Origin of the sequence: Falsiroseomonas sp., assembly GCF_051860665.1 — a bacterium.
Classification (GTDB): Bacteria; Pseudomonadota; Alphaproteobacteria; order Acetobacterales; family Acetobacteraceae; genus Falsiroseomonas.
Genome location: NZ_JBHYDM010000011.1, coordinates 1 through 25385, shown reverse-complemented (window position 1 = coordinate 25385; position 25385 = coordinate 1). Strand labels below are relative to the sequence as shown.

The window sequence follows — 25385 nt, the reverse complement described above, 5'->3', positions numbered from 1 at the left end:
TATTATTAATACGTGATCAACCTTTCCATTATGTCCTCCCCCGAGGCCTTCGCGCTGGATCTCTATGCCGCGGTGCTGGAAGGCCGCAGCCTGGCCACCGCCGTCGCGCCGCTGGCCCGGGCGCTGGAGACCAGTACCCATGCCGTCCACCTCATGCAGTATGAGGGCGGCGTGCTGCGGGAGAGCCGCTGCGAGGGCGGCGGCCTGGCGGCGGATGTGACCGCCGAATACGATGGCCACTGGATCCATCAGGACCCCTGGGCGCGGGCGGCCAGCCGGGTGGGGGAGGGGGTCCTGAACATGGGCCGGGTGGTGCCGATCGAGGCCTATCGCAAGGCGCCGATCTGGAACGAGTGGAAGGCCCCGCGCGATGGTGCCTTCCACTGCCTCTCGGCCATGATGCAGGCGCCGGATGGCACGGTGGGGCGGATCGCCTTCCACCGCTCCGTCCGCGCCCCGGCCTTCGGCGCGGCGGAGGAGGCGCTGCTGGAGCCGCTCTTCCCGCATCTGCGTCGCGCCCTGGTGGCTGAGGCGCGGCTTTCGGCCGGCGGCTGGCAGACGGCGCGCGCCCTGCGGGCGGGCTTCGCGGCCCTGCCCCAGGGGGTGGTGCTGCTGGACCGCCAGCGCCGCATCGTCCTGGCCAATCCGGCGGCCGAGGCCATGGCCCGGCGCGGGGATGGCCTGGCGCTTGCGCCCGAGGGCGGCTTCGCCACGCCGGATCCCGAGGCGCGGCAGGCCCTGGCGCGGGCCGTCGGCTCCGCCATCGCCGCCATCTCGGGCAAGGTGAAGATGATGCCGGATGCGGCGAGCGTGGCCCTGCCGCGGCAGGGCAGCGCCTCGCCCTATCTGGTGCAGGCCCTGCCGCTGAAGCGGGTGGAGGCGCATGGCATGCCGGAAGGTTTCACCGGCGTGATGCTGCTGGTCTCGGACGACACCTCCCGCCCGCGGCCGCGGGCGCCGCTGCTGCGCCAGGCCTTCGGCCTGACGCCGGCCGAGGCCTCCCTCGCCGCCGCGCTGGCGGCCGGGCGCAGCCTGGCGCAGCACGCCGCCACCCGGAAGATCGCGGTGGAGACGGTGCATGCGCAGCTGGCGGAGGTGCGGCGCAAGACCGGCTGCCGCCGCCTGGCGGATCTCACCGCCCTGCTGGGCCGTTTCGTCGCCTGAGACTCGTGGTGAGCGGCGGGATTCAGCCGCCGCGGAGCGAGAAGGGGCGCATCAGGAAGGCGGCCCCCCAGCCGAATGCGCCGTTTAGCAGCGCCGCGCGGGCCCAGACGATGGTATTGCCGCCCGCCCACATCGGCACGCCGCGCAGCTGCGCCACCAGGGTGAAGCCCACCACGGTGCAGACCACCGCCCCCAGCAGGAAGCCGGTCAGCAGGTCCGGCAGCCTGGCCCATCGGATCAGCGCCGCCAGCAGGATGCCCCAGAGCCCGCCCCAGAAGGCCGCCGAGAGAACCTGCGGCACGCCGAGCGGCGGCACGGAGCGGATGCTGAAGCCGGGCGAGGCGGGCCGGAAGGCCTCCGGCACGAAGGGCAGCAGCTTGATCAGCGGGAACTGGTGATACAGGACCCAGAGCGTGCCCTGGTGGAAGACCAGCACGGCGAGCGCGCCGCAGAGGAAGCCGACCAGGAGAACCTTCTTCATCGATCCCATCCGCAGTCCATTCGCATCGGGGGAGGTTAACCTCCCCGGAAGGGCGGCACCATCACTGCTCCAGCAGATCCTCCGGCTGGCGCAGCGCCTGGGTGTGGCGGACGCCGTTGTTCAGGTAGAACTCGTCGCGCGGGAAGACATCGGTCAGCAGCGCCTCCGGCCGCGCCGAACCCGGCGCCCAGGCCAGCGCCGGCTGGGCGAAGAGCGCCGCATAATCGGCGAAGTCGCGGTTGCCGCGGGCCAGGTGGGCGGCCACGGCCGGCTGGGCGAAGGCCTGCGCCAGCCTGGCGGGGTCATAGGGGATCGGGCTGTCGGAGCCGATCAGCACGCTGCCCGGCATCAGCAGCAGGCTATGCGGGAAGACCGCGGCGAAGGTCGCCACCACGCGGCGGCTCGGCCCCCACTGCACATAGATGCCGCCCGGCGCCAGCCGCGCCCGCACCTGCTGCAGGAATTCCGCCGAATAGAGCAGGCCGGAATGCGAACCCTCCGGCAGGATCGCATCGGCCTGGATCACGTCGTACAGCTCCTCGCCGCGCGCCAGGGCGCGGCGACCATCGCCGTATTCCAGGGCCCAGCGCGGATTGGCCACCATCTCGGCGATCGGGCTGCCGGGATAGCGGGCGGCGATCTGGGCATGGGCGGTCAGCACCGGGCCCACCAGTTCGATCGCGCGCACCGATTGCGTGGCGGGCGAGACGCCGGCCGCCCAGGGCGTGCCGCCGGAGCCGATGCCGATGCAGAGCACCCGCTTCGGATCCGGATGCAGCAGCGGCCCGACCGCGCCGAGGAACTGGTGGATCGGCAGGAAGGGGATGCGCCCCTGGCTGAAGCCCTGGATGAAGAAGGGCCCGTGCGGGCCGGCGCCGGGCTGGTTGTCGTCGCGGAAGAAGGCGATGCCGGAGCGGTCCTCGGACCAGGCGACCAGCTGGCCAGGCTTCTCGGCATGCAGGCGTGACCAGAGCGCCGCATTGCCGGGCAGCGCCACCAGCGCCAGGGCGCAGGCGGCGGCCAGCGCTATCTCCGGCCGCCTGCCGCGCCCGGCCTTCCACAACCAGCCCAGCATCAGCAGCAGCGACAGCGCCGCCAGCAGCCGCAGCGTGCCGGCGGTGCCGATCAGGTGGAAGGTCACTAGCCCGGTGAGGATGGAGCCCGCCGCATTGCCCAGGATGTTGAACAGCTGCACCCAGCCGACGCGCGCGCCCACGCTGGCCAGGTCCTGCTGCACGGCGCGCTGCACGAAGGGGAAGGTCATGCCGATCAGGAAGCTTGGCGGGCCGACCACGGCCAGCGTCAGCAGCACCGTCGCCACCAGCCCGCCATCGCGCAGCCGCAGCACATCGGCCGAGACGAACTGGTTGATCGGCCAATGCGGCAGCGCCCAGACCAGCAGCAGGATCAGCGCCGCGCCCAGCACGAAGCCGCCAGCCTGGGTCAGGAAGAAGGCCGGCCGCGGGTCGCGCATGCGGCGCACCATGCGGGAGGCGACGGCGATGCCGGCGCCGTCGGCCAGGAGGAAGACGCCGAGCACGGTGGGAAACAGATAGGCGTGGTACTGGCCGATCTGCCCCATCAGCCGCACCCAGACGATCTCCATCGCCACGATGATATAGCCGGAGAGGAACACCAGCAGGCACCACAGCCGCAGGCTGCCGAAGGGCTCGGCCTGGGCGGTGGCCTGGCGGGCGGGCGGCGGCGGCGGCCGGCGGGACAGGCCGGGCAGCAGGGTCAGCGCGAGCAGCGCCGCCAGAACATCCAGCCCCGCCGCCAGCGCCAGCGCGCCGACGAAGCCCAGATGCCCCACCAGCAGCCAGCCGCCGAGCAGCGCGCCAAGCCCCGCGCCCAGCGTGTTCAGCCCGTAGAGGCTGCCGATCCGCTCCGCGACCGTCTCCAGGTTCTCGGCCACCGCGCGCGCCAGCAGGGGAAGCGAAGCGCCCATCAGCGTGGTCGGCAGCACCAGCCCCGCGAAGCACAGCGCGAAGATCGCCACCGGGCTGTCCACGATGCCCGCGAGGTCGGTGGCCAGGAAATCATAGAGGAACAACTTGGAGACCAGCGCGAAGACCGCGACCCCCGCCTCGGCCGCCGCGAAGCCCAGCAGGGCATGGAAGGGCGAAAGCCGGTCGGCCAGCTTGGCACCCAGGATGGAGCCGAAGCCCAGCCCGGCCAGGAAGGCGCCCACCACCAGGGCGGCCGAGATGGTGTCGGAGCCGGCGAAGATTCCGAGCATGCGTTGCCAGACGATCTGGCAGAGCAGGGCGGCGAAGCCCGAGCAGAAGAAAGCGATAGCCAGGCGCGGCATGCCCTGTGGTCCCCCTTGGCGCGGGAGCCCCCCTCCTCACGCGGGTGTCATCTTCCTTCGAAGATTGCGGAACGTAAATCACCCGGCAAGAAATGCCCCGCGGCGCGGTGCCGCTTTGGCCTGGCCCACCCTTGCGGCTGCGCCCGGGCCCGCGCACCTTGCGCCCTGTCTTTGGGGGAGGTTGGCGGTGAACGGAGCCGAGAGTCTGGTGCACACCCTGCTGGGCGCGGGGGTCGATACCTGTTTCGCCAACCCGGGCACGAGCGAGATGCATTTCGTCGCCGCGCTGGATCGCATCCCCGGCATGCGCTGCGTGCTCGGCCTGCAGGAGAATGTCGTCACCGGCATGGCGGATGGCTATTTCCGCATGGCCGGCAAGCCGGCGGCGACCCTGCTGCATTGCGGCCCGGGCCTGGCGAATGGCCTGGCCAATCTGCACAATGCCCGCCGCGCCCGCTCCGCCATGGTGAACTGCGTCGGCGACCAGGCGACCTACCACCGCCCGCTGGATGCCCAGCTGACCGCCGATACCGAGGGTTTTGCCCGCGGCGTCTCCGGCTGGGTGCGCACCGTGGAGCGGGCGACGGAGGTGGCGCGGGATGCCGCGGTGGCCGTGCAGGCCGCGCGCACCTCCCCGGGCCAGATCGCCACCCTGATCCTGCCCTCCGACACCTGCTGGGACGAGGCGCCGGGCGGCCCGGCCGCCGCCCTGCCGGTGCCCGCCGCGCCGCAGGCCGACCCGCTGGCCATCCGCAATGCGGCCAATGCGCTGCGCGGGCGCAAGGACGTGCTGATCCTGCTCGGCGGCCTGGCGCTGACCAGCCAGGCGCAGGCGCTGGCCTGGCGCATCGCCCAGGCGACCGGCGCGCATGTGCTGGCCGAGATGTCGAACAGCCGCGTCGAGCGCGGCCAGGGCCGCATGCAGCTGGAGCGCGTGCCCTATCCGGTCGATCTCGCGATCGAGGCGCTGAAGCCCTACACCACCATCATCCTGGTCAATTCCAAGGCGCCGGTCGGCTTCTTCGCCTATCCGAACAAGCCCTCCCGCCACCACCGGGAGGATGCCGATATCCTGCTGCTGACGCGCTACGAGGCGGACCCGATCCAGGCGCTGACGGCGCTGGCCGAGGAGCTCGGCGCGCCGGCGGCCGCCATCCCCAGCCCCGGCCCGCGGCCCGAGGCGGTGCGCGGCGCGCCGACGCCGGAAGGCCTGGCGCAGACCCTGGCGGCGCTGATGCCCGACCAGGCCGTGGTCGCCGATGAATCGGTCTCCTTCGGCCGCGGCTTCTACAAGTTCACCCATGCCGCGCCGGCGCATGACTGGCTGCATATCACCGGGGGGGCGATCGGCTGCGGCATTCCGCTGGCCACCGGCGCCGCGATCGGCGCGCCGGGCCGGCGGGTGATCAACCTGCAGGCCGATGGGTCCGGCATGTACACCCTGCAGGGGCTGTGGACCCAGGCGCGCGAAAGGCTGCCGGTGACGACCATCGTCATCTCCAACCGCAAGTACCAGATCCTGATCGGCGAATATCACGGCGTCGGCGCCAATCCCGGCCGCACGGCGATGGACATGCTGGACCTCGGCAATCCGAACCTCGACTGGGTGAAGCTGGCCAATGGCATGGGCGTGGAGGCGGCGCGCACCAATACGCTGGAGGGCGTGGCCGACCTCATGCGCCAGAGCTTTGCGAGTGACGGGCCCTTCGTCATCGAGATGGAGGTCTGACGCGCATGGACATGAACCTCGCCGGCCGCCGCGTGCTGATCACCGGCGGGTCCAAGGGCATCGGCCTGGCCTGCGCCCAGGCTTTTGCGGCGGAGGGCTGCGACCTGGTGCTGGTGGGGCGCGATGCCGCGACGCTGGGGCAGGCGGCGGATACCGTGCGCGGCGCGGCCCAGGTGCGGGTGGAGACGCTGGCGGCCGACCTGTCCCAGCCGATCGAGCGGGAGCGCCTGCACGCCGCCTTCCCGGAGGTCGACATCCTGGTGAACAATGCCGGCGCCATCCCGGCCGGCCGGCTGCAGGACATCCCCTTCGCCCGCTGGCAGCAGGCCTGGGACCTGAAGGTGCTGGGCTATATCCACATGTGCCAGCTCTATTACGCGGCCATGGAGGCGAAGGGTTCGGGCGTCATCCTGAACATCATCGGCATGGCCGGCCGCGCCCCGCGCATGGGCTATATCTGCGGCGGCACCGGCAATGCGGCGCTGATCGCCTTCACCTCCGCCCTCGGCGGCGCCGCGCAGGCCAGCGGCGTGCGGGTGCTGGGCATCAACCCGGCGGCGACGCGGACGGACCGGATGGAGACCCAGGCGCGGGTCAATGCCCAGCTGAAGTTCGGCGACCCCGAGCGCTGGGCGGAGACGCTGACCGGCCTGCCCTATGGCCGCGCCATCGAGGCCGCGGAGATCGCGGACCTCACGGTCTTCCTGGCCTCGCCGCGCGCGGCCTATGTCAATGGCACGGTCGTCGACGTGGATGGCGGCGGCATGTTCCGCGGCTGAGCATGACCCGGCGCGGGGCCGCGCCGGGCGGCGACCTTGCGCGGCGGCCTCGCGGGCCCACCTGCGGTGGCGAGGACCGCCGCAGCACCTCGCGGTTGCGGTGGCGCCCCTGTCATGTCAGCATCGAATCGTTGTGGGTGCTCCAGGGGGTTCCGCTGCAGCAGCGCTTGTGCGGCGGGATCCGGCGCCGGGATGACGTCGCGGGCCAGCCCCAATGGGCGCGAGACCAGGGCGGAGGGGGAGCGTCCCTTGCGCCGCAGCCGTCGGAGCCGAACGGGGTGATCCAGGCATGAGCATCCGCGCTAGATTGCTCTGGCTGGTCGCCCTGGCCACGATCATGCCGGCGCTGCTGCTGGGCTTCCGCTTCCTGCAGGAGCGCGACGCGCAGATCGCGGCGGCGACGGAGCAGCTGGGCACCATCGCCGATGGCGTGGCGCGGGACCTGGAGGATCGCATCCTCTCCACCGGCCAGCTGCTGGTCGGCCTGTCCCGGGCGCGGGACCTGCAGACGGCGAGTCGCGAAGGCTGCTCGGCCTTCCTGGCCCGGGTGGTCGCGCAGTTCCCGCAGTATACCGGACTTCTGACCACCGACCGCGAGGGGCGCCTGTTCTGCGATTCCTCGCAATCCGGGCGCGATGTGAACTTCGCGGACCGCGGCTATTTCCAGCGCGCGCAGGGCACCGAGGACGGGCTGGTGGTCGATTCCGCCTTCGGGCGGATGAGCGGCAGCGCGGTGCTGCAGGTGGTGCGGCCGGCGCGCAGCCTGGCCGGCGACCTGGAACTGGTGCTGCTCGCCGGCCTCGATCTGGCGCGGCTGGTGCGGGAGGATCTGCGCCTCTCGGCCTCGGGCACCGAAATCCTGATGCTGGACCAGCAGGGCGCCATCCTGGTCTGGCAGCCCAACCCGGCGCGGGTGGGGCAGCTGGGGAGCAATATCGCGAATACGCCGCTCGGCCGCTTCGGCCTCTCCGCCCGGCCCGGTGAGACGGCGGCGCTGCGGCAGGAGGACGGCGAGCTTTTCATCTGGGCCGCCGGATCCGCGCCGCATGTGGCGCAGGCCGGGCTGCGCGTGCTGATCGGCCAGCGGCGGCAGGACCTGCTGGCGCCGGCCGACCGGCGGCTGTGGCAGGACCTGACCATCCTGGCGCTGCTGTCCCTGGTGCTGGGCGGGGCGGTCTGGCTGATGGGGGAGGTGGTGATCCGGCGGGAGATCGGGCGGATTTCCACCATGGCCCGGCGGCTGGGGCAGGGCGACCTCAGCGCCCGCATCCCCGCGCCGCATCCGGGCGGCGAGCTGGGCGGGCTGATGACCGTGCTGAACCAGAGCGCGGAGTCCCTGCAGCAGCAGCGGGATGCGATCGCCGAGCTGAACCGCAAGCTGACTCAGGCGCAGCGGATGGAGGCGGTGGGCCAGCTGACCGGCGGGCTGGCGCATGACTTCAACAACCTGCTGACCGTCATCATCGGCAGCGCCGAATTGCTGGCCGAACGCCTGCAGCAGGATGCCGATCTGTTGCAGCTGGCCGAGACCACGCGCATGGCGGCGGAGCGCGGCGGGGAGCTGACGCGCAGCCTGCTGGCCTTCGCCCGCCGCCAGCCGCTGGAACCGCGCCCGACGGACCTGAACGCGGAGATCCTGCGCATCGAGTTGCTGCTGCGGCGGACGCTGGGCGAGCATGTGGAATGCCGCTTCGAGCTGTCGTCCCATCTGCCGCCTGCCCTGGTCGACCCGGCGCAGCTGGAAGCGGCGCTGCTGAACCTGACGCTGAATGCGCGCGATGCCATGCCGAATGGCGGGCTGCTGACGGTGGAGACCGCCATGGCGGAGCTCGATGCCAGCTATGCCGCGCAGAACGAGGAGGTGACGCCGGGCGAGTACCTGGTGATCGCGGTGACCGATACCGGCTGCGGCATGACGCCGGAGGTGCTGGCCCAGGTCTTCGAGCCCTTCTTCACCACCAAGGAATTCGGCCGCGGCAGCGGGCTCGGCCTCAGCATGGTCTATGGCTTCGTCAAGCAGTCCTATGGCCATGTGAAGGTCTATTCGGAGCCCGGCCACGGCACCAGCGTGAAGCTCTACCTGCCGCGCGCCGCCAGCGCCGATGCCGTGCGCAGCCCGCCGCCGCTGCCGGTCGCCACACTGCGCGGCGCGGCGGAGGCGGTGCTGGTGGTGGAGGACGACGCCATGGTGCGGGGCCATGTGGTGGGGGAGCTGAAGCTGCTGGGCTACCAGGTGCTGGCCGCGGGCAATGGGCATGAGGCGATGGAGGTGCTGCGCAGCGAGGTCGAGATCGACGTGCTCTTCACCGATGTGGTGATGCCCGGCGGCATGTCCGGCCCGCAGCTGGCGGAGGCCGCGCTGCAGCTGCGGCCGGGCCTGCGGGTGCTCTATACCTCCGGCTATACCGAGAATGCCGTGGTGCATCACGGCCGGCTGGACCCCGGCGTCGTGCTGCTGTCGAAACCCTATCGCCGGCAGGAACTCGCCGAGAAGCTGCGCCACGTGCTGCGCACGGCGGGCTGAACCGGCGGCGGTCTCAGACCCGCTCGATGGCCGCGCCCACGGCCGAAAGCTTGCGCTCCAGCGCCTCATAGCCGCGGTCCAGGTGATAGACGCGGTTGACGATGGTCTCCCCCTGCGCCGCCAGCCCCGCCAGGACCAGGGAGACGCTGGCGCGCAGGTCGGTCGCCATCACCGGGGCGCCGGAGAGCTTCGGCACGCCGCGCACGATGGCGGACTGGCCATGATACTTGATGCGCGCCCCCATGCGGGTGAGCTCGGGTACATGCATGAAGCGGTTCTCGAAGATCGTCTCCGTGATCATGGAAGCGCCTTCGGCCACGCACATCAGCGCCATGAACTGCGCCTGCATATCGGTGGCGAAGCCGGGGAAGGGCTCGGTCATCACATCGGTGCCGCGCAGGCCGTTGCTGCGGGTGATGCGCAGCCCGGCCGTTTCCTCCGCCACATCCACCCCGCATTCGCGCAAGGTCCGCACCACGGCGCCGAGGTCGACCATCCGCGCGCCCTCCAGCAGCACCGTGCCGCCGGTGATGGCGGCGGCGCAGGCATAGGTGCCGGCCTCGATGCGGTCCGGGATGATGGGGTGGATGGCGGCGCCGAGCTGCTTCACGCCCTCCACCACCAGCCGGTCCGTGCCGATGCCCTCGATCCGCGCGCCCATGCGCATCAGGCACATGGCCAGGTCGCCGATCTCCGGCTCCCGCGCCGCATTCACCAGCTCCGTCGTGCCCTCGGCCAGGGTGGCCGCCATCAGCAGGTTTTCCGTCGCGCCGACGCTGACCTGCGGGAAGATGATGGTGGCGCCGCGCAGCCCCTTCGGCGCCTTGGCATGCATATAGCCGCCTTCGAGGTCGAAGACGGCGCCCATCTGCTCCAGCCCCTTGATATGCAGGTCCACCGGCCGGGTGCCGATGGCGCAGCCGCCGGGGAGCGAGACCCGCGCCTCCCCGAATCGCGCCAGCAGCGGGCCCATCACCAGGACGGAGGCGCGCATCTTGCGCACCAGGTCATAGGGGGCTTCCAGATTGTCGGCGGCGCCGGACAGCACCAGCAGGCGCCGCGCCTTGTCGTGCTCCACCGTCATGCCGTGCTGCACCAGCAGGGCGCGCATGGTGGCGATATCGGCGAGGTCCGGCGCATTCTCCAGCGTGAGGGGCCCGTCCGAGAGCAGGCCGGCGGCCATCAGCGGCAGGGTGGCGTTCTTGGCCCCGCCGATCGGGATGCTGCCCGAGAGGGGCTTGCCGCCGCGGATGCGGATGCGGTCCATGCGGGCGTTCCTTACAGCTTGGGCAGCGAGACGCCGCGCTGGCCCATGTATTTGCCCTTCCGGTCCGCATAGCTCACCTCGGGCGGCGCGCTGCCCTGCAGGAAGAGGAACTGGCAGATGCCCTCATTGGCATAGATGCGGGCGGGGAGCGGGGTGGTGTTGCTGATCTCGATGGTCACCTGGCCCTCCCATTCGGGCTCCAGCGGCGTGACATTCACGATCAGCCCGCAGCGCGCATAGGTGGACTTGCCGAGGCAGATCACCAGCACGTCCCGCGGAATCCGGAAATACTCGATGGTGTGGCACAGGACAAAACTGTTCGGCGGGATGATGCAGGTCTCCCCCCGCCGCGTCACGAAACCCTGGTCCGAGAACACCTTCGGATCCACCACCGCATTGTCGACGTTCGTAAAAATCTTGAACTCGTCGGCCAGGCGGGCGTCGTAGCCGTAGCTGGACAGGCCGTAGGAGATCACCCCCTCCCGCCGCTGCGATTCGACGAAGGGCTCGATCATCCCCGTCTCCTGCGCCATGCGGCGGATCCAGGTATCGGGCATGATGGACATGGGCGGCGGCCTTCGGGCGACGGGGTGGCGAGGCGGGAGGGCCGGGTTACCCGATGCGGCGGCGGGCGTCCAATCCCCCGGGGTCAGTCCTCCGCGGGGGGCTTGGGCGCGGTGGGCGGCTCGGCCCGGGCGCGGGCCTGGGCCTTGCGGCGGCGCAGGTTCTCACGCAGCGCGGCGGCCAGCCGGGCTTCCCGCGCGCGCTGCGCCTCTGATTTCACCGGTGGCGGGGCGGGGTCCGGCGGTTCATCCATGATGGGGAGGAACCCCGCCGGGCCTGGTCGGTCAAGCCCCGCCTGCTCCGCCGATCACCCTGGCGCGGGAAGCGCCTCGGGCGGGCTCTGCCACCATATCTTAACGGGACGTCACCTCCGGCGCCCGTCTACCTCCGCGGCGCTGTGGAGGAGTGACCAGTGATGACCACCGTCTTCATCAATGAGATCCACTACGACAATGATGGCACCGATGCCGATGAGCGTATCGAGGTCGTGGGCCCCGCCGGCACCGACCTGACCGGCTGGACGCTGGTCCGCTACAACGGCTCCAATGGGACGGCCTATGCCAGCCCGGCGGCGCTCAACGGCCTCAGCGGCGTGCTGGCCGACCAGGGTGGCGGCTTCGGCACCGCGGTCGTCTCCTTCCCCGCCAATGGCCTGCAGAACGGCGCGCCGGACGGCATCGCGCTGGTCGATCCGGATGGCGTGGTGGTGCAGTTCCTCAGCTATGAGGGCACGCTGACCGCGGTGGATGGCCCCGCCGCCGGCCTGACCAGCACCGATATCGGCGTGGCGCAGGAAGGCACGGACCCGCTGGGTTCCGCCCTGCAGCTCACCGGCACCGGCACCGAATACGAGGATTTCACCTGGGCCGCGACCCCGGGCTCCAACACCTTCGGCGGCCTGAATGCCGGCCAGAGCTTCGGCGGCGAAGCGACGCCCGGCCTGGTGGTCTCCGCCACGGATCTGGCCTTGCAGGAGGGCGGCACGGCCGGCAGCTTCACCGTGGTGCTGCGCACCCAGCCCACGGCCGATGTGACCGTGACGCTGGCCGCACCCGGCGACGATCTGTCCCTGTCCGCCCAAAGCCTGGTCTTCACCGCCGCGAACTGGGACCAGCCGCAGCAGGTGCAGGTGACGGCGCTGGAGGATGACGTGGCGGAGGGTGCGGAGGCGCTCGCCATCGCCATCACCCTCACCTCCACCGATGCCGCCTATGACGGACTGGCCCCCGTGGCGGTCGATGTCGCGGTGACGGACGCGCTGGCGATGACCGCGATCTACACCATCCAGGGCAGTGGCCTGACCTCGTCGCTCACCGGCCAGCAGGTGCGGACCAGCGGCATCGTCACGGCCGTGGACAGCAACGGCTACTACCTGCAGGACGCGACCGGCGACGGCGATGCCGCCACCTCGGACGCCATCTTCGTCTTCACCAGCGGCGCCCCCGGCGTCGCGGTGGGTGATGCGGTGACGGTGCAGGGGCTGGTCAGCGAATTCACCCCCGGTGGCGTGTCCAGCGGCAACCTCTCCACCACCCAGATCACCGCGACCGGCGCCGGTGCCAGCCTCGTCACATCCTCCGGCAATGCGCTGCCGGATGCGGTGGTGCTCGGGCCGAATGGCCTGCTGCCGCCGACCGAATCGCTGGTCGAGGGCGTGGCCTTCTACGAGAGCCTGGAAGCCATGCGGGTAACGCTGGAGGCACCGAAAGTCGTCGGCGCCACCAACGGTTTCGGCGAGATCTGGACCATCGTCGGCGAGGCCACCGGCCTCAGCGACCGCGGCACGCTGAACATCGAGCCCGGCACCGGCGGCCCGGGCGTGACCAATGCCACGGGCGGCGACTTCAACCCGGAGCGCATCCAGATCGACGAGGATACGGGCGTCTTCGCCTCCGGCACGCCCTCCGTCGATGTCGGCGCCGAGCTCGGCGATGTCACCGGCGTCATCAGCTACAATTTCGGCAACTACGAGCTGATCCCGACCGAGGCCTACACCGTCACCGCGCCGAGCACGCTGGAGCGCGAGGTCACCAGCTTCCGCGCCGAGGGCGCCGACCTGCTGGTCGCCACCTACAACGTGCTGAACCTGGACCCGAAGCTGGAGGACCAGAACCTGGTCGCCGATCGCAGCGCCAGCAATGTCGATGACGATGTGGGCAATGGCCAGTTCGCGGCCATCGCGCGGGACATCGTCACCAACCTGAAGACGCCGGACATCATCGCGCTGCAGGAAGTGCAGGACGGCGATGGCGGCGAGATCAGCGACCTGGTCTCGGCCGAGGCGACGCTGCAGGCGCTGGTCGATGCGATCGTCGCCGCCGGCGGCCCGCGCTACGAATTCGTGGACAATCCCTTCGTCGAGAATGGCGGCGTCGGCGGCCAGCCCGGCGGCAATATCCGCAACGCCTATCTCTACAACCCGGATCGTGTCGCGCTGGTCGAAGGCTCGCTGCGCACGGTGGAGGATGCGGCCTTCGACGGATCGCGCCTGCCACTGATCGCCGACTTCACCTTCCAGGGTGAGACGGTGACGCTGGTGAACAACCACTTCTCCTCCAAGGGTGGCAGCCAGCCGCTGTTCGGCGCGAACCAGCCGGCGGCCAATGGCTCGGAAGACGAGCGCCAGGCGCAGGCGGAAGCCGTGCGCGACTTCGTGGACGCCACGCTGGCGGCCGATGCGGATGCGAACATCGTCGTGCTCGGCGACCACAACGAATTCGAGTTCGAGGAGCCGATGCAGGAGCTGGCCGGCGAAGGCGCGCCGCTGGTGAACCTGACCGACACGCTGCCGCCGCTGGAGCGCTACTCCTACAACTTTGACGGCAACAGCCAGTCGCTCGACCACATCCTGGTCAATGCGGGCCTGGCCGGGGATACGCGCTTCGATGCGGTGCATGTGAACAGCGAATTCGCCGAGCAATCCAGCGACCACGACCCGCTGCTGGCGCTGATCGCGCTCGGCGGCATCACGCGGACGGGCGGCGATGGGGCGGATCGCCTGCTCGGCCGTGCTGGCGGCGATGAGCTGGCGGGTGGCGCGGGGGCGGACCGTCTGCTCGGCCGTGGCGGTGCCGACCTGCTGCTGGGCGGCGCCGGTGGCGATAGGCTGAATGGCGGGACCGGTGGCGATACGCTGTCCGGCGAGGCCGACAACGACACCATGGTCGGCGGCGCTGGCGACGACCTGCTGCTGGGCGGGACGGGCGATGACCGCCTCTTCGGCCAGGACGGCAACGACAGGCTGGTGGGCGGCCAGGGCGCCGATGTGCTCTGGGGCGGGGAGGGGGCGGATATCTTCCTCTTCGCGGCCTTCACCGAAAGCCCGCGGGAGGCGGCGAGCCGCATCCTCGATTTCGCCTCCGAGGAGGGCGACCGGATCAGCCTGGAAGGCTTCGCGCAGGACTTCGTCTTCGTCGGCAGCAATGCCTTTGCCGGGGGCGGCCAGGCCTCGGTCCGGGTCCATCTCGGCCCGAACGGCACCGCCCTGCAGCTCGATGCCGGCGATGGCGCGGGGCCGGAGATGGTGATCCGCCTGGCCGGCCAGCAGGCGCTGACCGAGGCCGATTTCCTCCTGTGAGGGTCGGCCGTCGCGGGCCCGGCCGGCGCCGGCCCGCGCCGGCCCGCGGCGCGGCGGATCAGCCCTGGATCCGCAGCGTCTCCAGCCCGCTGAAGCGGATGGTCACTTCCTGGCCCCAGGACATGAAGGTGACGGTCCCGCTCACCTGCCCGCCGAGATGCAGGGTGCCGGCGTCGAGCTCGCGCACCTGCCCGCTCAGGCTGTGGTCGTCGAAGGTGAAGCGCAGGTCGTCCAGGGTGAGGCCCGGGGTGCGGATCACCAGCGTGTCCTGGCCCTCGCCGCCATCGATCGTGTCGTTGCCATCGCCGGCGTTCCAGATGAGGGTGTCGTCGCCCGCACCGCCATCAACCCGGTCGTCGCCGCTGCCGCCCTGTATCAGGTCATCGCCGGCCTGGCCCTCGATGGTGTCGCGGCCCTCGCCGCCAATCAGCGTGTCGATGCCGCCGCCGCCCTCCAGCGTGTCGTCGCCGCTGCCGCCGCGCAGCAGGTCCTCCTCACCATTGCCCCGGATGGAATCGTTGCCGCTGCCGCCATCGACCTCGCCGCGTGCGCTGCCGTAGTACTCGTAGATCGTATCGTGGCCGATGCGGATCACATCGTCGCCGGCGCCGCCCTCGATGGTATCCTGGCCGTTCCAGCCGCCATCCAGCGTGTCGTCACCATCGCCGCCCTGGATCATGTCCGAGCCATGCGTGCCGATCACGTTGTCATTGCCGCTGCCGGCATCGATATGGGCCGAGGAATTCTCCCAGCGCAGGCCCTGGCCGGGCTGCTGCTCGGGGTCGGTCCCGAAGACGTGGCCCCAATGGCCACCGCGGATGACGTCATCGCCCGCGCCGCCCAGCAGGGTGTCGTGGCCGGAGCCGCCGTCCAGCGTGTCCTCGCCATCGCCACCGCTCAGTGAGTCATGGCCGCTGCCGCCCATCAGCAGGTCGTTGCCGCCCTGGCCGATCAGCGTGTCGTTTTGATTATTCCCCGCAAAGACGTCGTCGCCCTGGCCACCGGTCAGGCTGTCCATCCCGTCCGAGCCGGCGATGTGGTAGGTCGCGGTCTCCGGGGCATCCTGCGTCCAGCCGTCCGTATTGACCTCGGGATGGATATCCCAGCCCCCGGAGAAGTAGCCGCCCGTGGCCTGGGCGAGGGCCTCGTCGTCGAGGGGTTGCGGCGCGGTGGATTTGGGCATGAAGGCTCGCATGGCAGGTCGGGGTGGCAGCCGGTTTGGCGCGGCACCTTAGCGCCGCAGCCCCGATCGTCCATGAGGCGGTGCCTATGGCAGGCTTCGCCCGAGCCTCTGCCTGCGGTCCCCCGCCTCTCAGTCCAGGCGGATCCCCGCCGCCCGCACCACCCCGGCCCAGCGCCGCACCTCGCTCTCGATGAAGGCGGTGTATTCGGGGGCGGTCATGCGGCGCGGGGTGGCGCCGGTCTCGATCAGCCGGGCGGCGATCTCGGGCGTCGCCAGGCCGGACAGCACCTCGGCGTTGATCCGCTCGACGATCTCGCGCGGCGTACCGGCGGGGCCGGAGAGGCCGAACCAGGTGGAGGCCACCAGGTCGGGATAGCCGAGCTCCTTGAAGGTGGGCACATCCGGCCAGCCCGGCACCCGCGCATCGGCGGTCACCGCCAGCAGGCGGAACCGCTCATTGCGCCCGGCCTCGACCAGGGTGGTGATCATGGACTCCAGCGTGCCGCCCATGACGTCGTTCATCATCGGTCCGCTGCCGCGATAGGGCACATGCGTCGTCTCGATGCCCGCGGCGCGCTGCAGGATGGTCTGCTTGGCATGCGAGGAGGTGCCATTGCCCGGCGAACCCATCGCCATGCCCGGACGCGCCTTCGCCGCGGCGATGAAATCCGCCAGCGTGCGGATCGGGCTGGCGACATTCACCACGAGCACGGAGGGGATCTCCGCCATCAGGGCGATATGCGCGAAGTCGGTGACGGAGTTGTAGGGCATGGTCCGGTAGACGCTGGGTGCCACGCCGAAGCTCGCGATATTGGAGACGATCAGCATCTGGCCATCCGGCGGGCTTTTGGCCACCAGGTCCGAGCCCAGCGTGCCGCCGGCCCCGGCGCGATTCTCCACCACGAAGGGCTGGCCGAGCCGGCTCGCCAGATGCTGGCCGACCAGGCGGGCGATGAAGTCCGTCGTGCCGCCGGGCGGGAAGGGCACCACCATGCGCACCGGCCGCGTCGGATAGCCGCCCGGCAGGGAACCACCGGGCAGGGCCTGGGCGCGGGCGAGATGGGGCGCGGCCAGCAGGCTGGGCAGCAGTGTCAGCAGGGGGCGGCGGCGCATGGGGCAGTCTCCGGAAGGTCGCCCGCATCTTGCCGGCGGCCCCGTATCGGGACAAGGACACCGCTGGGATTGCAGTGACCGGAGACAGGGCCATGACCGTCGAATACGCCCCGCGCGGCCTGGTCGGCGTGCTGACGCCGCAGGCGAATACCACGGTGGAGCCGGAATTCGCGATGCTCTGGCCGCCGGGCGTGGCGATGCTGAATGCCCGGATGACGAGCAGCAAGCCCACCATCATCGCCCGGCTGCTGGATTATCTGCGCGACCTGCCCGGCGCCGCCGCGCAATTCGCCAATGCCCCGATCGATGCCATCGCCTTCGCCTGCACCGGCGCCAGCTACTATGCGGGTGTGGCGGAGGAGGATGCGCTGGTGGCGCGGATGGAGGATGCGCTGGGCATTCCCGTCATCACCGCCGCGCTGGCCGTGCGCGACGCTTTCCGGGCTGTGGGGGCGGAACGCATCGGCCTGGTCTCGCCCTATCCGGACGACCTGACCGAGGCGGCGGTTGGCTACTGGACCGCGCGCGGTTTCGCCGTGACGGAGGTCTCCCGCGGCGCCATGGCCGATGGCAGTTTCCACCCGATCTACGCCATGACGGCGGAAGGCGCCGCGGCCGCGCTGGCGGCGCTGCCCGCCGGCAATGTCCAGGCGGTAGCCATGCTCGGCACCGGCATGCCGACGCTGGGGCCGATATTGGGGCAGCCTTTCGTGGGGGAGGCGCCGGTCACCTCCTGCATGCATGCCCTGGCCTGGCGCAGCGTCTGTGCCGTGACGAAGACCGCGCCCTCGGCCGAGAGCTTCCTCGCCTGGGTGCGCGGGGAAGGGTGGGGCCAGCGCTACCGCGAACGCATGGGCGGCTGACCCCTTTCGCGCTCAGGCGCGCAGCGAATTCGGCACGCGGCCGCCATTCTCCGCCAGCTTCGTCATCACCTGGCGATGCAGCCACAGGTTCATGCTGGCGGAATCGCTCGTGTCGCCGGTGTAGCGCAGCTCCTTCGCCAACTGGCGGCGCGAATCCTGCGAGCTGTCGAGGCCCAGCAGCTTCAGCAGGTCGACGATGGAGCGGCGCCAGTCCAGCTTCTGCTTGGAGGCCGCGGCCATCTGCATCAGCACGGCTTCGACATCCACCTGCGCCATCGGCGCCGCGCCGGCCGGTGCAGGGGTGCCCGGCTGCGGGGACGCGGCGGCGGGCGTGGCGGCGGCATCGCGTTCGCCGAAGATCTTGGTCAAGATGGATTTGAAGATACTCAAGCTCATGCTCCCGGGGCCGAGGTGGCCTTCCGGAAGCTCAACGCCGCGGCGCGCCTTCGGTTCGTTTCCTTAACGGTTTGGCGCCACCCAGTCCCGCAGCAGCGCGTCGAATTCCGCTGCCGCCTCATAGGCCACCCAATGCCCGGCACCCGGCACCACGGCCACGTGCGCATCGGGGCGGGCCTCGTGCAGCGCATCGATGCGCTGCTGCAGGTTCGGCCAGGCGACCGCATCGCGCTCGCCCCAGACGGCATTCACCGGCACGCCGATGGCGGCCGCCAGCGCATCCTTGAGATTGCCGCTGGGGGCGAATTGCCGGCTGCGCAGCCGGGCGGCCTGGGAATTGATCTCCTGGATCTCCAGCGCCAGCGCATCGATCTTTTGCGGATCGGCGAACATCAGCGCGGCCAGGTTGTGGCGATGCGCCTCCACCTTCTCCGCGCCCTGCTTGTCCCGCACCTTCACCAGCTGCGTCGGGCTGCGCGGCGTGCCCAGCGCGCCGGCGCCGCAGATGGTGACGCTGCGCAGCCGCGGCGCCAGCAGCCGCGCGACATGGCCGGAGGTGATGGCGCCGAAGGAGAAGCCGACGAGGTCCATCGCCGCCGTATCCGGCACGATCCCCTTCAACCCCTGCACCAGCACGCCGGCGATGGTCGCGGGGTCCTGCGGCGCCGGCGGGTCGTCGCTCTCGCCGAGGCCCGGGATATCGGGCGCGATCACCATGCGCTGCGCGGCCAGCCAGGGGATCTGCTTCACCCAATGCCGCCAGGACCCGCTGCCGCCATGCAGCAGCATCACCGGCGCGCCACCCTCCGCATTCCACACCCGCCAGACCATGCGGCCGTCGCCGCAGGGGGTTTCGTGCCGCGTGGCCTGGGCTTCAAGTTCGGCGAGCATCCAGTCAGTAACTCCGGGGCAGTCCGAGCACGCGCTCGGCGATGTAGCAAAGAACCAGCTGCGGGCTGACGGGTGCGATGCGCGGAATCAGGCTTTCGCGCAACAGGCGCTCCAGGTGGAATTCCTGCGCATAGCCATAGCCGCCCAGCGTCATCACCGCCTGCTGGCAGGCATTGAACCCCGCCTCGCCCGCCAGGTACTTCGCCGCATTCGCCTCCGCCCCGCAGGGCTTCCCTTGGTCATAGAGCCAGGCGGCCTGCATCACCATCAGCCGCGCGGCTTCCAGCTGCATCCAGCAGGCGGCGAGGGGATGCTGGATGGCCTGGTTCTGACCGATCGGGCGGCCGAAGACCACGCGGTCCCTGGCATAGGCGCTGGCGCGGGCGATGGCGGCATGGCCGATGCCGATGGCCTCCGCGGCCACCAGGATGCGTTCGGGATTGAGGCCGTGCAGGATATAGTCGAAGCCCTTTCCTTCCTTCCCGATGCGGTCCTCCTCCGGCACCTCCAGCCCGTCGATGAACAGCTCGTTCGAATCGACGCCGTGGCGGCCCATCTTGGGGATCTCGCGCACCTGCACCTTGCTGCGGTCGAGGCGCGTGTAGAACAGCGACAGCCCCTCGCTGCGCTTCCGCACCTGCTCCAGCGGCGTGGTGCGCGCCAGGATCAGCATGCGGTCGGCCACCTGCGCCGTGCTGATCCAGACCTTCTGGCCCTTCAGCACATAGCCGCTGTTGCCGCGCGCGGCGAATGTGCGGAGTTGCGTGGTATCGAGGCCGGTATTGGGCTCCGTCACCGCGAAGCACGCCTTCTCGGCGCCCGCGATCAAGGGGGGCAGCATGCGGTCCTGCTGCGCTTCCGTCCCATGCACCACCACCGGCATGGGCCCGAAGATGTTCATGTGGATGGCCGAGGCACCGGTCATGGCGGCGCCCGATTGCGCCACCGCCTGCATCATGATCGCCGCCTCCGTCACGCCGAGGCCGGCGCCGCCGACCCTCTCGGGCATGCAGATGCCGAGCCAGCCATCGGCCGCCATGGCCGCATGGAATTCCTGGGGAAAGCGGTGCGCGCGGTCGGCTGCGAGCCAGTAGTCGTCGCCGAAGCGCGCGCAGAGGCGGGTCACCGCGTCGCGCAGGGCTTCCTGCGCCGGCGTCAGGGCAAAATCCATGGCTTGGCTGTCTCCTTGGCCGGCAGCGTGCCAAGCTGGCCGGGAAGCGCAACCCTCCGGTCCCGATGCCCCTCTTCGACCCCCTGTTCGACCCTGGCGATTTCCTGATCCCCGATGGCCTGGTGCATGTCTGCGCCGCCGGCGAGACGCCGGTGCTGCATGCCCAGGCCATGGCGCTGTCGCGCCATGCGCTCGACAAATCCACCGGCCCCGCCGGCCGCGCCCGGCTGGATGCGGAGGTGGAGCGGCTGCGCGCGCGGCTCGCCCGGGAATGGTCGGTGCCCACCGAGGGCATCGGCCTCGTCTCCTCGGTGGCGGAGGGCATGTCGATCCTGGTCGAGAGCCTGGACTGGCGGCCCGGCGACAATGTGCTGGTGGATCGCAACGAATATGCCTCCGTCGTCGCGCCGCTTTCGCTCAAGGGCGTGGAACTGCGCTTCGTCACCATGGCGGATCCCGCCGCGGTGGCGGCGGCGGCCGATGCGCGCACGCGGATGGTCGCGGTCTCCGCCGTCTCCTACTACGATGCGCGCCGGCACGACCTGCCGGCGCTGCGCGTGGCGGCCGATGGCGTGGGCGCGATGCTGGTGGTGGATTTCACCCAAGGAAGCGGCTGGCTGCCGATCACGGCGGAGATTGCCGATTTCGCCTTCTCCGCCTGCTACAAATGGATGCTGGGCCTCACCGGCACCGCCATCGCCTATTGGAACCGGGCGCGCCAGCCGGGCTGGGCGCCGGCCACCGCAGGCTGGTACTCCATCGTCACCGGCTCGCGCCCGGATTATGCGGAGAAGCTGGCGCTGCGCCCGGATGCCGGCCGCTTCACCCGCGGCAATCCGGCCCATGCGCCGTGCTACGCGCTGCATGTGGCGATGGACCACCATGAGCGCTTCGACCGCGCCGCCGTGCAGGCGCATGTGCAGGGGCTGACCGTGGCGCTGCTGGCGCGGCTGGCCGAGGCCGGCATTCCCAGCATCACCCCGCCCGATCCCCGCGAGCACGGCGCCAGCGTCTGCATCGCGCATGACCAAGCGGCGCGGGTGGTGCAGGGCATGGCCGCCCGCGGCGTCCTCGCCTGGAACGGCCGCGGCCGCATCCGCATCAGCTTCCACGGCTACAACGACTTTTCGCAACTTGACGCCATCATGGCGGCGCTCACCGCCGCCCTCTCTGACTGAGGATTCGCAAAAGATGCTGCAAGCGCCGCCCGCCGAACCCGGCATGCGTGAGGAGGATGTGGAGACCCCCGCGCTGCTGCTGGACCTCGATGCCTTCGAGCACAACCTGGACACCATGGCGGCGATCCTGGCGCCGACCGGTGCGAAGCTGCGGGCGCATGCGAAGACGCACAAATCGCCGATCATCGCGCTCCAGCAGATGAAGCGCGGCGCCATCGGCCAATGCGTGCAGAAGGTGGCGGAGGCCGAGGCCCTGGCCTGGGGCGGCGTGCCCGACATCCTCGTGAGCAACGAGGTGATCGCGCCGCGCAAGCTGGCCCGCCTCGCCGCCCTGTCGCGCATCGCCAAGGTCGCGGTCTGCGCCGATCACGAGGCCGGCATCGCCGCCATCGAGGATGCGGCGGAGGCTGCCGGGCTGCGCATGACCGTCCTGGTCGAGATCGATTGCGGCGCCGGCCGCTGCGGCGTGACCCCCGGGCCGGAGGCGGTGGCCCTCGCCGAGCGCATCGCCGCCAGCCGCCACCTGATCTTCGGCGGGCTGCAATCCTACCACGGCAATGCCCAGCATCGCCGCTCGCCGGAAGCCCGCGCCGAGGCCATTGCCTTCGCCGCCGATGGCACCCGCCGCACGGTGGAACAGCTGCGCCAGCGGGGCCTGGACTGCGCCATCATCGGCGGCGCCGGCACCGGCACCTTCCGCAATGAACTCGCCAGCGGCATCTGGAACGAGATCCAGGCCGGCTCCTATGCCTTCATGGATGCCGATTACGGCCGCAACGAGGACCCGCCGCCCTTCAGGCAGTCGCTCTTCGTGCTGGCGCAGGTCATGTCGGCGCCGCGCCCCGGCTTCTGCGTGGTGGATGCCGGCCACAAGGCCGTCGCGGTGGATAGCGGCCTGCCGCTGGTGCAGGGCTTTGCCGGCGTCAGCTATACCGGTGCCTCGGACGAGCACGGCAACCTGAAGGCGGAGGACCCTGCCTTGCTGCCGCGGCTCGGCCAGACGGTGCGCCTGGTGCCGGGGCATTGCGACCCGACGGTGGATCGCTACGACTGGTATGTCGGGGTCCGCCGCGGCCGGGTGGAATGCCTCTGGCCGGTCGCGGCGCGGGGCGGCATGGCATGACGGGCCGGGGCGCGGCCTGCTTTACCGGTTCTGCAACCGGGACTAGGTAGGGCGCCTCGTTCTTCCGGGCGTCTCCATGCTCAAGCTGGCGTTTCTCCTGATCGGGCCGGCCTCCTTCCGCGCCCATTGGTCCGCCATTTCCCTCCTCGGCGGCGGCCTCATCCTCCTGGCCCTGCTGATCGCCGCCAATGTCGTGCCGGCCTTCGCCGAGATCGCCGCCGCGCTGCTCGGCCTGGGCTTCGCGGCCTATGGCGCGGCCGCGCTGGCCGGGGCGCTCGCCGCCCGGCAGCGCGGGGCGGAGCGTCTCGCCTGGCTGCTGCCGGCCGCCTCCGTCCTCATGGGCCTGCTGCTGATCCTGGCGCCCTTCCAGAGCGACCTGGCCCTGGGCTGGCTGCTCGCCATCCTCTTCCTGACCGATGCGATCGGCCGCGTGGTGCCCGCGCTGGTGGGCAGGTTCCGCGGCTGGCGCCTGCATGTGGCGATCGCGGCGGCGGAAGTGCTGCTGGCGGCCATGCTGATCCTGGACTGGCCGCTGCCGCGCAGCCAGAACATCCCCCTGTGCATCGGCGCCTTCCTCGGCCTGGCCGGCTGGCTGCTGCTGCGGCTGGGCTTCATGCTGCGCGACCTGGAGGAGGAGGTGGCGATCCTGATGCTGCCGATCTTCGCCGGCCGCGGCTGGTACGAGCATGCGCCGATCCTGGTGGATGACGACACGCCGCCGCGCCGCAGCGAGACGCCGCTGCTGATCCGCGTCTGGACACCGCGCGGCTGCGCCGTCGACACCGAGCGGATGCCGATCGTGGACCGCTATTTCGGTGCGGTGAATCCCGATGGCAGCATCTCCACCGGCCATTCCTCGCTGGAAATGGCGCCGGACGTCTATATCAGCCACTATCCGGTGGAGGAGCGGACACGCTCCCGCGACCATTTCCTGCACGCGCTCAGCGCCAGCACGGAGAATGACGCGCCGGGCATCTTCCAGCCCTCCTATGCGGTGGAGGTCGCCAATTGGGTGGAGGCGGACCAGGAGGTGCGCTTCCACACCTACAATGCCCGCCGGCTGCGCGCCTTCTGGATCGGCTACCGGCAGGACACGCTCTACAACGTGGTCAACCGCAACTGCTCCACCGTCATCGCCGGGGCGCTGGATGCGGCGCTGGAGGGCGTGCTGGCCACGCCGCATCCCTGGCGGCGGCTGCTCGGCCTGCTGCTGAACCCCGACCTGTGGCTGGCCGCGCTGATGCGGGTGCGGGCCGATTCCGCCACCTGGACGCCGGGATTCCTGCTGGACTACGTCGTGCCGCTGTCGCGCCTCGTCGACCGGCCGGAGCTGTCCTGGTCCGCCCGCTTCGCCTGGTTCCTCTCCCATTTCGGCCGCAGCATGCGGGCGGCGGAGTCGGAGGCCAGCTGAGGAAAGCCCTCTCCCCCCTGCGGGTAGAGGGCTTTCCTCAGCCTGATGCAGCCGTTTCGCCCTCTTCGCTGCCGGTGAAACGGCGCTAGCCGGGCCGCCGGATCCGGTAGAGGCCCACATCGATGGCGCCCGTGCGGAAGCCGCCCTCGCAATAGGCCAGGTAGTAGCGCCAGAGGCGCTGGAAGCGCGCATCCAGCCCCATCCCGGCCAGGCGCGGCTGCGCCGCCAGGAAGCGTGCCTGCCATTCGGCGAGCGTGCGGGCATAGCTCTCGCCAAAGCATTCCGCATGCTCCAGCACCAGCCCGGCGCGCGCGATCTCGGCCCGCAGCACGGAAGGGGAGGGCAGCATGCCGCCGGGGAAGATATGCGTCTGGATGAAGTCCGCCCCCTGGCGATAGGCGGCGAAGCGCGCCTCCGCGATGGTGATGACCTGCAGCACCGCCAGGCCGCCCTCCACCAGCCGGTCGCGCAGCGCGGCGAAGAAGAGGGGCCAATAGGCCTCGCCCACCGCCTCGAACATCTCGATGGAGACGATGCGGTCGAAGCGCCCGGCCTCGTCGCGATAGTCGCGCAGCGCGAGCGTGGCGCGCGGCGCGAGGCCCGCCGCAGCCAGCCGCGCGGTGGCATGGGCCAGCTGGCGTGGGGAAAGGGTCAGCCCGGTGAGCCGCGTGCCGGGCACCGTCCGCAGCAGACGCTCCGCCAGCCCGCCCCAGCCGATGCCGATCTCCAGCACCGACTCGCCGCCCTGCATCTCCAGCAGCGCGATGGCACGGTCCTGCTTCGCGGTCTGCGCTGCCTCCAGCGTCTCCTCCGGCGCCCGGTACAGGGCGGAGGAATAGGACATGCCGGGATCGAGCCAGGCGGCGAAGAAGTCGTTCCCCAGGTCGTAATGGGCCAGGATGTTCCGGCGGCTGCCGGTGCGGCTGTTGCGGCGCAGCAGGTGCCGCAGCCGGTTCCAGAGCCGCGCGAGGCGCGTGCCGCCGACCAGCGGGTCCACCGTCGCCGCATTGAGGCAGGCCAGGGCGATCAGCGTGGCGGGATCGGGGCTGGACCAGTCGCCATCGCCATAGGCCTCCGCGAAGGCGACATCGCCGCCCCAGGCCAGGCGCCGCAGTGCGCGCCAGCGATGCAGCGCGAGGCGTGCCGTCGGCCCCGGCAGGGGGCCCGACTGGTGCCAGGTGGTGCCATCCGGCAGCAGGATGGTGAGGCTGCCATGCCGCAGCCCTTCGGCCAGCCGGCGCAGCAATGCGCCGCGGAGGCCGAGGCGCCGGGAGGGCGAGGCGGCTCGCTGGACGATCGCAGGCATCGCGGGTTCAGCCTGGGGAGGGGGAAGCGGCCGTGCCGCGCGAAGGGGAAGGGCGGGCGAAGGTCAGGGGGCTGTACACGCGATCGAACCCGAAGATCTGCCGGAGGTCGGTCCGAGGCTGGCGCGGAGGCGGCGCCAGCCGGGCAATTCGCCTCAGCGACGCGGCTGGGGCGGGGCCAGCGGCGCGCCGGCGCGGGGGGAGATGGCGCTGCGGGTCGCGACCGGGGACCGCGCGGCGCTGCGGCTGGTGGCGGCCGTGCGGGTGGTGGCGGTGCGGACCGCGCCGGGCGCGGTCTGCGCGGTGCGGGCCGGGGCGGTGCGGGCCGGGCGCGCCGTGGTGCGGCTTGGGCTGGA

The 25385-nt window shown here is 71.0% G+C and carries 20 protein-coding genes; 9 read left to right on the top strand and 11 right to left on the bottom strand.

From position 1 onward, the window contains the following. The first annotated feature begins 30 nt into the window (after window positions 1-30). Entirely contained in the window at window positions 31-1164 is a 1134-nt protein-coding gene (locus ACTIF1_RS13045; RefSeq protein WP_439596865.1) for a PAS domain-containing protein, read from the top strand. A 22-nt stretch (window positions 1165-1186) separates the two neighbouring features. On the opposite strand, the gene ACTIF1_RS13040 is transcribed toward ACTIF1_RS13045, so the two are convergent. Beyond that, window positions 1187-1645, bottom strand: a complete 459-nt coding sequence (locus ACTIF1_RS13040; protein ID WP_439596864.1) for a hypothetical protein — start codon at window positions 1643-1645, stop codon at window positions 1187-1189. Between the two features lie 61 nt (window positions 1646-1706). Then, the gene (locus tag ACTIF1_RS13035) at window positions 1707-3956 is read right to left on the bottom strand and encodes a fused MFS/spermidine synthase (protein WP_439596863.1); all 2250 of its coding nucleotides are present in this window, start codon (window positions 3954-3956) and stop codon (window positions 1707-1709) included. Window positions 3957-4143: 187 nt separating this feature from the next. On the opposite strand from ACTIF1_RS13035, the gene ACTIF1_RS13030 reads away from it, so the two are divergent. The 3 genes from ACTIF1_RS13030 (at window position 4144) to ACTIF1_RS13020 (ending at window position 8988) form a co-directional block, all read left to right on the top strand. Then, window positions 4144-5685, top strand: coding sequence for an acetolactate synthase large subunit (locus ACTIF1_RS13030; RefSeq protein WP_439596862.1), 1542 nt, complete (start codon window positions 4144-4146; stop codon window positions 5683-5685). 5 nt (window positions 5686-5690) lie between these two features. Next, window positions 5691-6464: an SDR family oxidoreductase gene (locus ACTIF1_RS13025; protein ID WP_439596861.1), complete on the top strand. Its 774-nt coding sequence runs from the start codon at window positions 5691-5693 to the stop codon at window positions 6462-6464. 289 nt (window positions 6465-6753) lie between these two features. Then, on the top strand, window positions 6754-8988 hold the full coding sequence (locus ACTIF1_RS13020) for an ATP-binding protein (RefSeq protein WP_439596860.1): 2235 nt from the start codon (window positions 6754-6756) through the stop codon (window positions 8986-8988). Window positions 8989-9001: 13 nt separating this feature from the next. Here ACTIF1_RS13020 and murA read toward each other — a convergent pair whose 3' ends face one another. The 3 genes from murA to ACTIF1_RS13005 form a co-directional block, all read right to left on the bottom strand. Further along, entirely contained in the window at window positions 9002-10255 is a 1254-nt protein-coding gene (gene murA / locus ACTIF1_RS13015) for a UDP-N-acetylglucosamine 1-carboxyvinyltransferase (protein ID WP_439596859.1), read from the bottom strand. An 11-nt stretch (window positions 10256-10266) separates the two neighbouring features. After that, window positions 10267-10821: a dCTP deaminase gene (dcd, locus tag ACTIF1_RS13010; RefSeq protein ID WP_439596858.1), complete on the bottom strand. Its 555-nt coding sequence runs from the start codon at window positions 10819-10821 to the stop codon at window positions 10267-10269. Between the two features lie 83 nt (window positions 10822-10904). Further along, window positions 10905-11072, bottom strand: a complete 168-nt coding sequence (locus ACTIF1_RS13005) for a hypothetical protein (protein ID WP_439596857.1) — start codon at window positions 11070-11072, stop codon at window positions 10905-10907. A 162-nt stretch (window positions 11073-11234) separates the two neighbouring features. On the opposite strand from ACTIF1_RS13005, the gene ACTIF1_RS13000 reads away from it, so the two are divergent. Further along, window positions 11235-14396 (top strand): M10 family metallopeptidase C-terminal domain-containing protein, encoded by a 3162-nt coding sequence (locus ACTIF1_RS13000; protein WP_439596856.1) that lies wholly within the window; start codon window positions 11235-11237, stop codon window positions 14394-14396. A 58-nt stretch (window positions 14397-14454) separates the two neighbouring features. Here ACTIF1_RS13000 and ACTIF1_RS12995 read toward each other — a convergent pair whose 3' ends face one another. Then, the gene (locus ACTIF1_RS12995; protein ID WP_439596855.1) at window positions 14455-15579 is read right to left on the bottom strand and encodes a calcium-binding protein; all 1125 of its coding nucleotides are present in this window, start codon (window positions 15577-15579) and stop codon (window positions 14455-14457) included. Between the two features lie 129 nt (window positions 15580-15708). Then, complete coding sequence (locus tag ACTIF1_RS12990; RefSeq protein WP_439596854.1) at window positions 15709-16692, bottom strand: Bug family tripartite tricarboxylate transporter substrate binding protein; 984 nt, start codon at window positions 16690-16692, stop codon at window positions 15709-15711. 92 nt (window positions 16693-16784) lie between these two features. On the opposite strand from ACTIF1_RS12990, the gene ACTIF1_RS12985 reads away from it, so the two are divergent. Beyond that, window positions 16785-17555, top strand: a complete 771-nt coding sequence (locus tag ACTIF1_RS12985) for a maleate cis-trans isomerase family protein (RefSeq protein WP_439596853.1) — start codon at window positions 16785-16787, stop codon at window positions 17553-17555. A 12-nt stretch (window positions 17556-17567) separates the two neighbouring features. Here the strand turns inward: ACTIF1_RS12985 and ACTIF1_RS12980 are convergent, their stop codons facing one another. The 3 genes from ACTIF1_RS12980 to ACTIF1_RS12970 all read right to left on the bottom strand — a co-directional run bounded on the left by ACTIF1_RS12980 (window position 17568) and on the right by ACTIF1_RS12970 (window position 20013). Continuing rightward, window positions 17568-17945: a DUF3597 domain-containing protein gene (locus tag ACTIF1_RS12980; protein ID WP_439596852.1), complete on the bottom strand. Its 378-nt coding sequence runs from the start codon at window positions 17943-17945 to the stop codon at window positions 17568-17570. Between the two features lie 69 nt (window positions 17946-18014). Next, window positions 18015-18842: an alpha/beta fold hydrolase gene (locus ACTIF1_RS12975; RefSeq protein WP_439596851.1), complete on the bottom strand. Its 828-nt coding sequence runs from the start codon at window positions 18840-18842 to the stop codon at window positions 18015-18017. Window positions 18843-18846: 4 nt separating this feature from the next. After that, window positions 18847-20013 carry an acyl-CoA dehydrogenase family protein gene (locus ACTIF1_RS12970; protein WP_439596850.1) on the bottom strand — a complete coding sequence of 389 codons (1167 nt, stop codon included), beginning with the start codon at window positions 20011-20013 and terminating at the stop codon, window positions 18847-18849. A 65-nt stretch (window positions 20014-20078) separates the two neighbouring features. On the opposite strand from ACTIF1_RS12970, the gene ACTIF1_RS12965 reads away from it, so the two are divergent. The 3 genes from ACTIF1_RS12965 to ACTIF1_RS12955 all read left to right on the top strand — a co-directional run bounded on the left by ACTIF1_RS12965 (window position 20079) and on the right by ACTIF1_RS12955 (window position 23725). Beyond that, the gene (locus ACTIF1_RS12965; RefSeq protein ID WP_439596849.1) at window positions 20079-21191 is read left to right on the top strand and encodes an aminotransferase class V-fold PLP-dependent enzyme; all 1113 of its coding nucleotides are present in this window, start codon (window positions 20079-20081) and stop codon (window positions 21189-21191) included. A gap of 13 nt (window positions 21192-21204) precedes the next feature. Further along, window positions 21205-22314 (top strand): DSD1 family PLP-dependent enzyme, encoded by a 1110-nt coding sequence (locus ACTIF1_RS12960; protein ID WP_439596848.1) that lies wholly within the window; start codon window positions 21205-21207, stop codon window positions 22312-22314. A gap of 76 nt (window positions 22315-22390) precedes the next feature. Beyond that, a complete protein-coding gene (locus ACTIF1_RS12955) occupies window positions 22391-23725 on the top strand; it encodes an HdeD family acid-resistance protein (RefSeq protein ID WP_439596847.1) in 1335 nt (444 codons plus the stop codon). Between the two features lie 85 nt (window positions 23726-23810). Here the strand turns inward: ACTIF1_RS12955 and ACTIF1_RS12950 are convergent, their stop codons facing one another. Beyond that, on the bottom strand, window positions 23811-25031 hold the full coding sequence (locus tag ACTIF1_RS12950) for a class I SAM-dependent methyltransferase (protein ID WP_439596846.1): 1221 nt from the start codon (window positions 25029-25031) through the stop codon (window positions 23811-23813). Window positions 25032-25385: the final 354 nt, after the last annotated feature.

What these genes read in the sequence shown, in the direction of transcription:
- ACTIF1_RS13045 (WP_439596865.1), top strand. Translation starts at nt 31, where the DNA reads ATGTCCTCCCCCGAGGCCTTCGCGCTGGATCTCTATGCCGCGGTGCTG.
- ACTIF1_RS13040 (WP_439596864.1), bottom strand. Translation starts at nt 1,645, where the DNA reads ATGAAGAAGGTTCTCCTGGTCGGCTTCCTCTGCGGCGCGCTCGCCGTG.
- ACTIF1_RS13035 (WP_439596863.1), bottom strand. Translation starts at nt 3,956, where the DNA reads ATGCCGCGCCTGGCTATCGCTTTCTTCTGCTCGGGCTTCGCCGCCCTG.
- ACTIF1_RS13025 (WP_439596861.1), top strand. Translation starts at nt 5,691, where the DNA reads ATGGACATGAACCTCGCCGGCCGCCGCGTGCTGATCACCGGCGGGTCC.
- ACTIF1_RS13020 (WP_439596860.1), top strand. Translation starts at nt 6,754, where the DNA reads ATGAGCATCCGCGCTAGATTGCTCTGGCTGGTCGCCCTGGCCACGATC.
- murA (WP_439596859.1), bottom strand. Translation starts at nt 10,255, where the DNA reads ATGGACCGCATCCGCATCCGCGGCGGCAAGCCCCTCTCGGGCAGCATC.
- dcd (WP_439596858.1), bottom strand. Translation starts at nt 10,821, where the DNA reads ATGTCCATCATGCCCGATACCTGGATCCGCCGCATGGCGCAGGAGACG.
- ACTIF1_RS13005 (WP_439596857.1), bottom strand. Translation starts at nt 11,072, where the DNA reads ATGGATGAACCGCCGGACCCCGCCCCGCCACCGGTGAAATCAGAGGCG.
- ACTIF1_RS13000 (WP_439596856.1), top strand. Translation starts at nt 11,235, where the DNA reads ATGACCACCGTCTTCATCAATGAGATCCACTACGACAATGATGGCACC.
- ACTIF1_RS12995 (WP_439596855.1), bottom strand. Translation starts at nt 15,579, where the DNA reads ATGCCCAAATCCACCGCGCCGCAACCCCTCGACGACGAGGCCCTCGCC.
- ACTIF1_RS12990 (WP_439596854.1), bottom strand. Translation starts at nt 16,692, where the DNA reads ATGCGCCGCCGCCCCCTGCTGACACTGCTGCCCAGCCTGCTGGCCGCG.
- ACTIF1_RS12985 (WP_439596853.1), top strand. Translation starts at nt 16,785, where the DNA reads ATGACCGTCGAATACGCCCCGCGCGGCCTGGTCGGCGTGCTGACGCCG.
- ACTIF1_RS12975 (WP_439596851.1), bottom strand. Translation starts at nt 18,842, where the DNA reads ATGCTCGCCGAACTTGAAGCCCAGGCCACGCGGCACGAAACCCCCTGC.
- ACTIF1_RS12970 (WP_439596850.1), bottom strand. Translation starts at nt 20,013, where the DNA reads ATGGATTTTGCCCTGACGCCGGCGCAGGAAGCCCTGCGCGACGCGGTG.
- ACTIF1_RS12965 (WP_439596849.1), top strand. Translation starts at nt 20,079, where the DNA reads ATGCCCCTCTTCGACCCCCTGTTCGACCCTGGCGATTTCCTGATCCCC.
- ACTIF1_RS12960 (WP_439596848.1), top strand. Translation starts at nt 21,205, where the DNA reads ATGCTGCAAGCGCCGCCCGCCGAACCCGGCATGCGTGAGGAGGATGTG.
- ACTIF1_RS12955 (WP_439596847.1), top strand. Translation starts at nt 22,391, where the DNA reads ATGCTCAAGCTGGCGTTTCTCCTGATCGGGCCGGCCTCCTTCCGCGCC.
- ACTIF1_RS12950 (WP_439596846.1), bottom strand. Translation starts at nt 25,031, where the DNA reads ATGCCTGCGATCGTCCAGCGAGCCGCCTCGCCCTCCCGGCGCCTCGGC.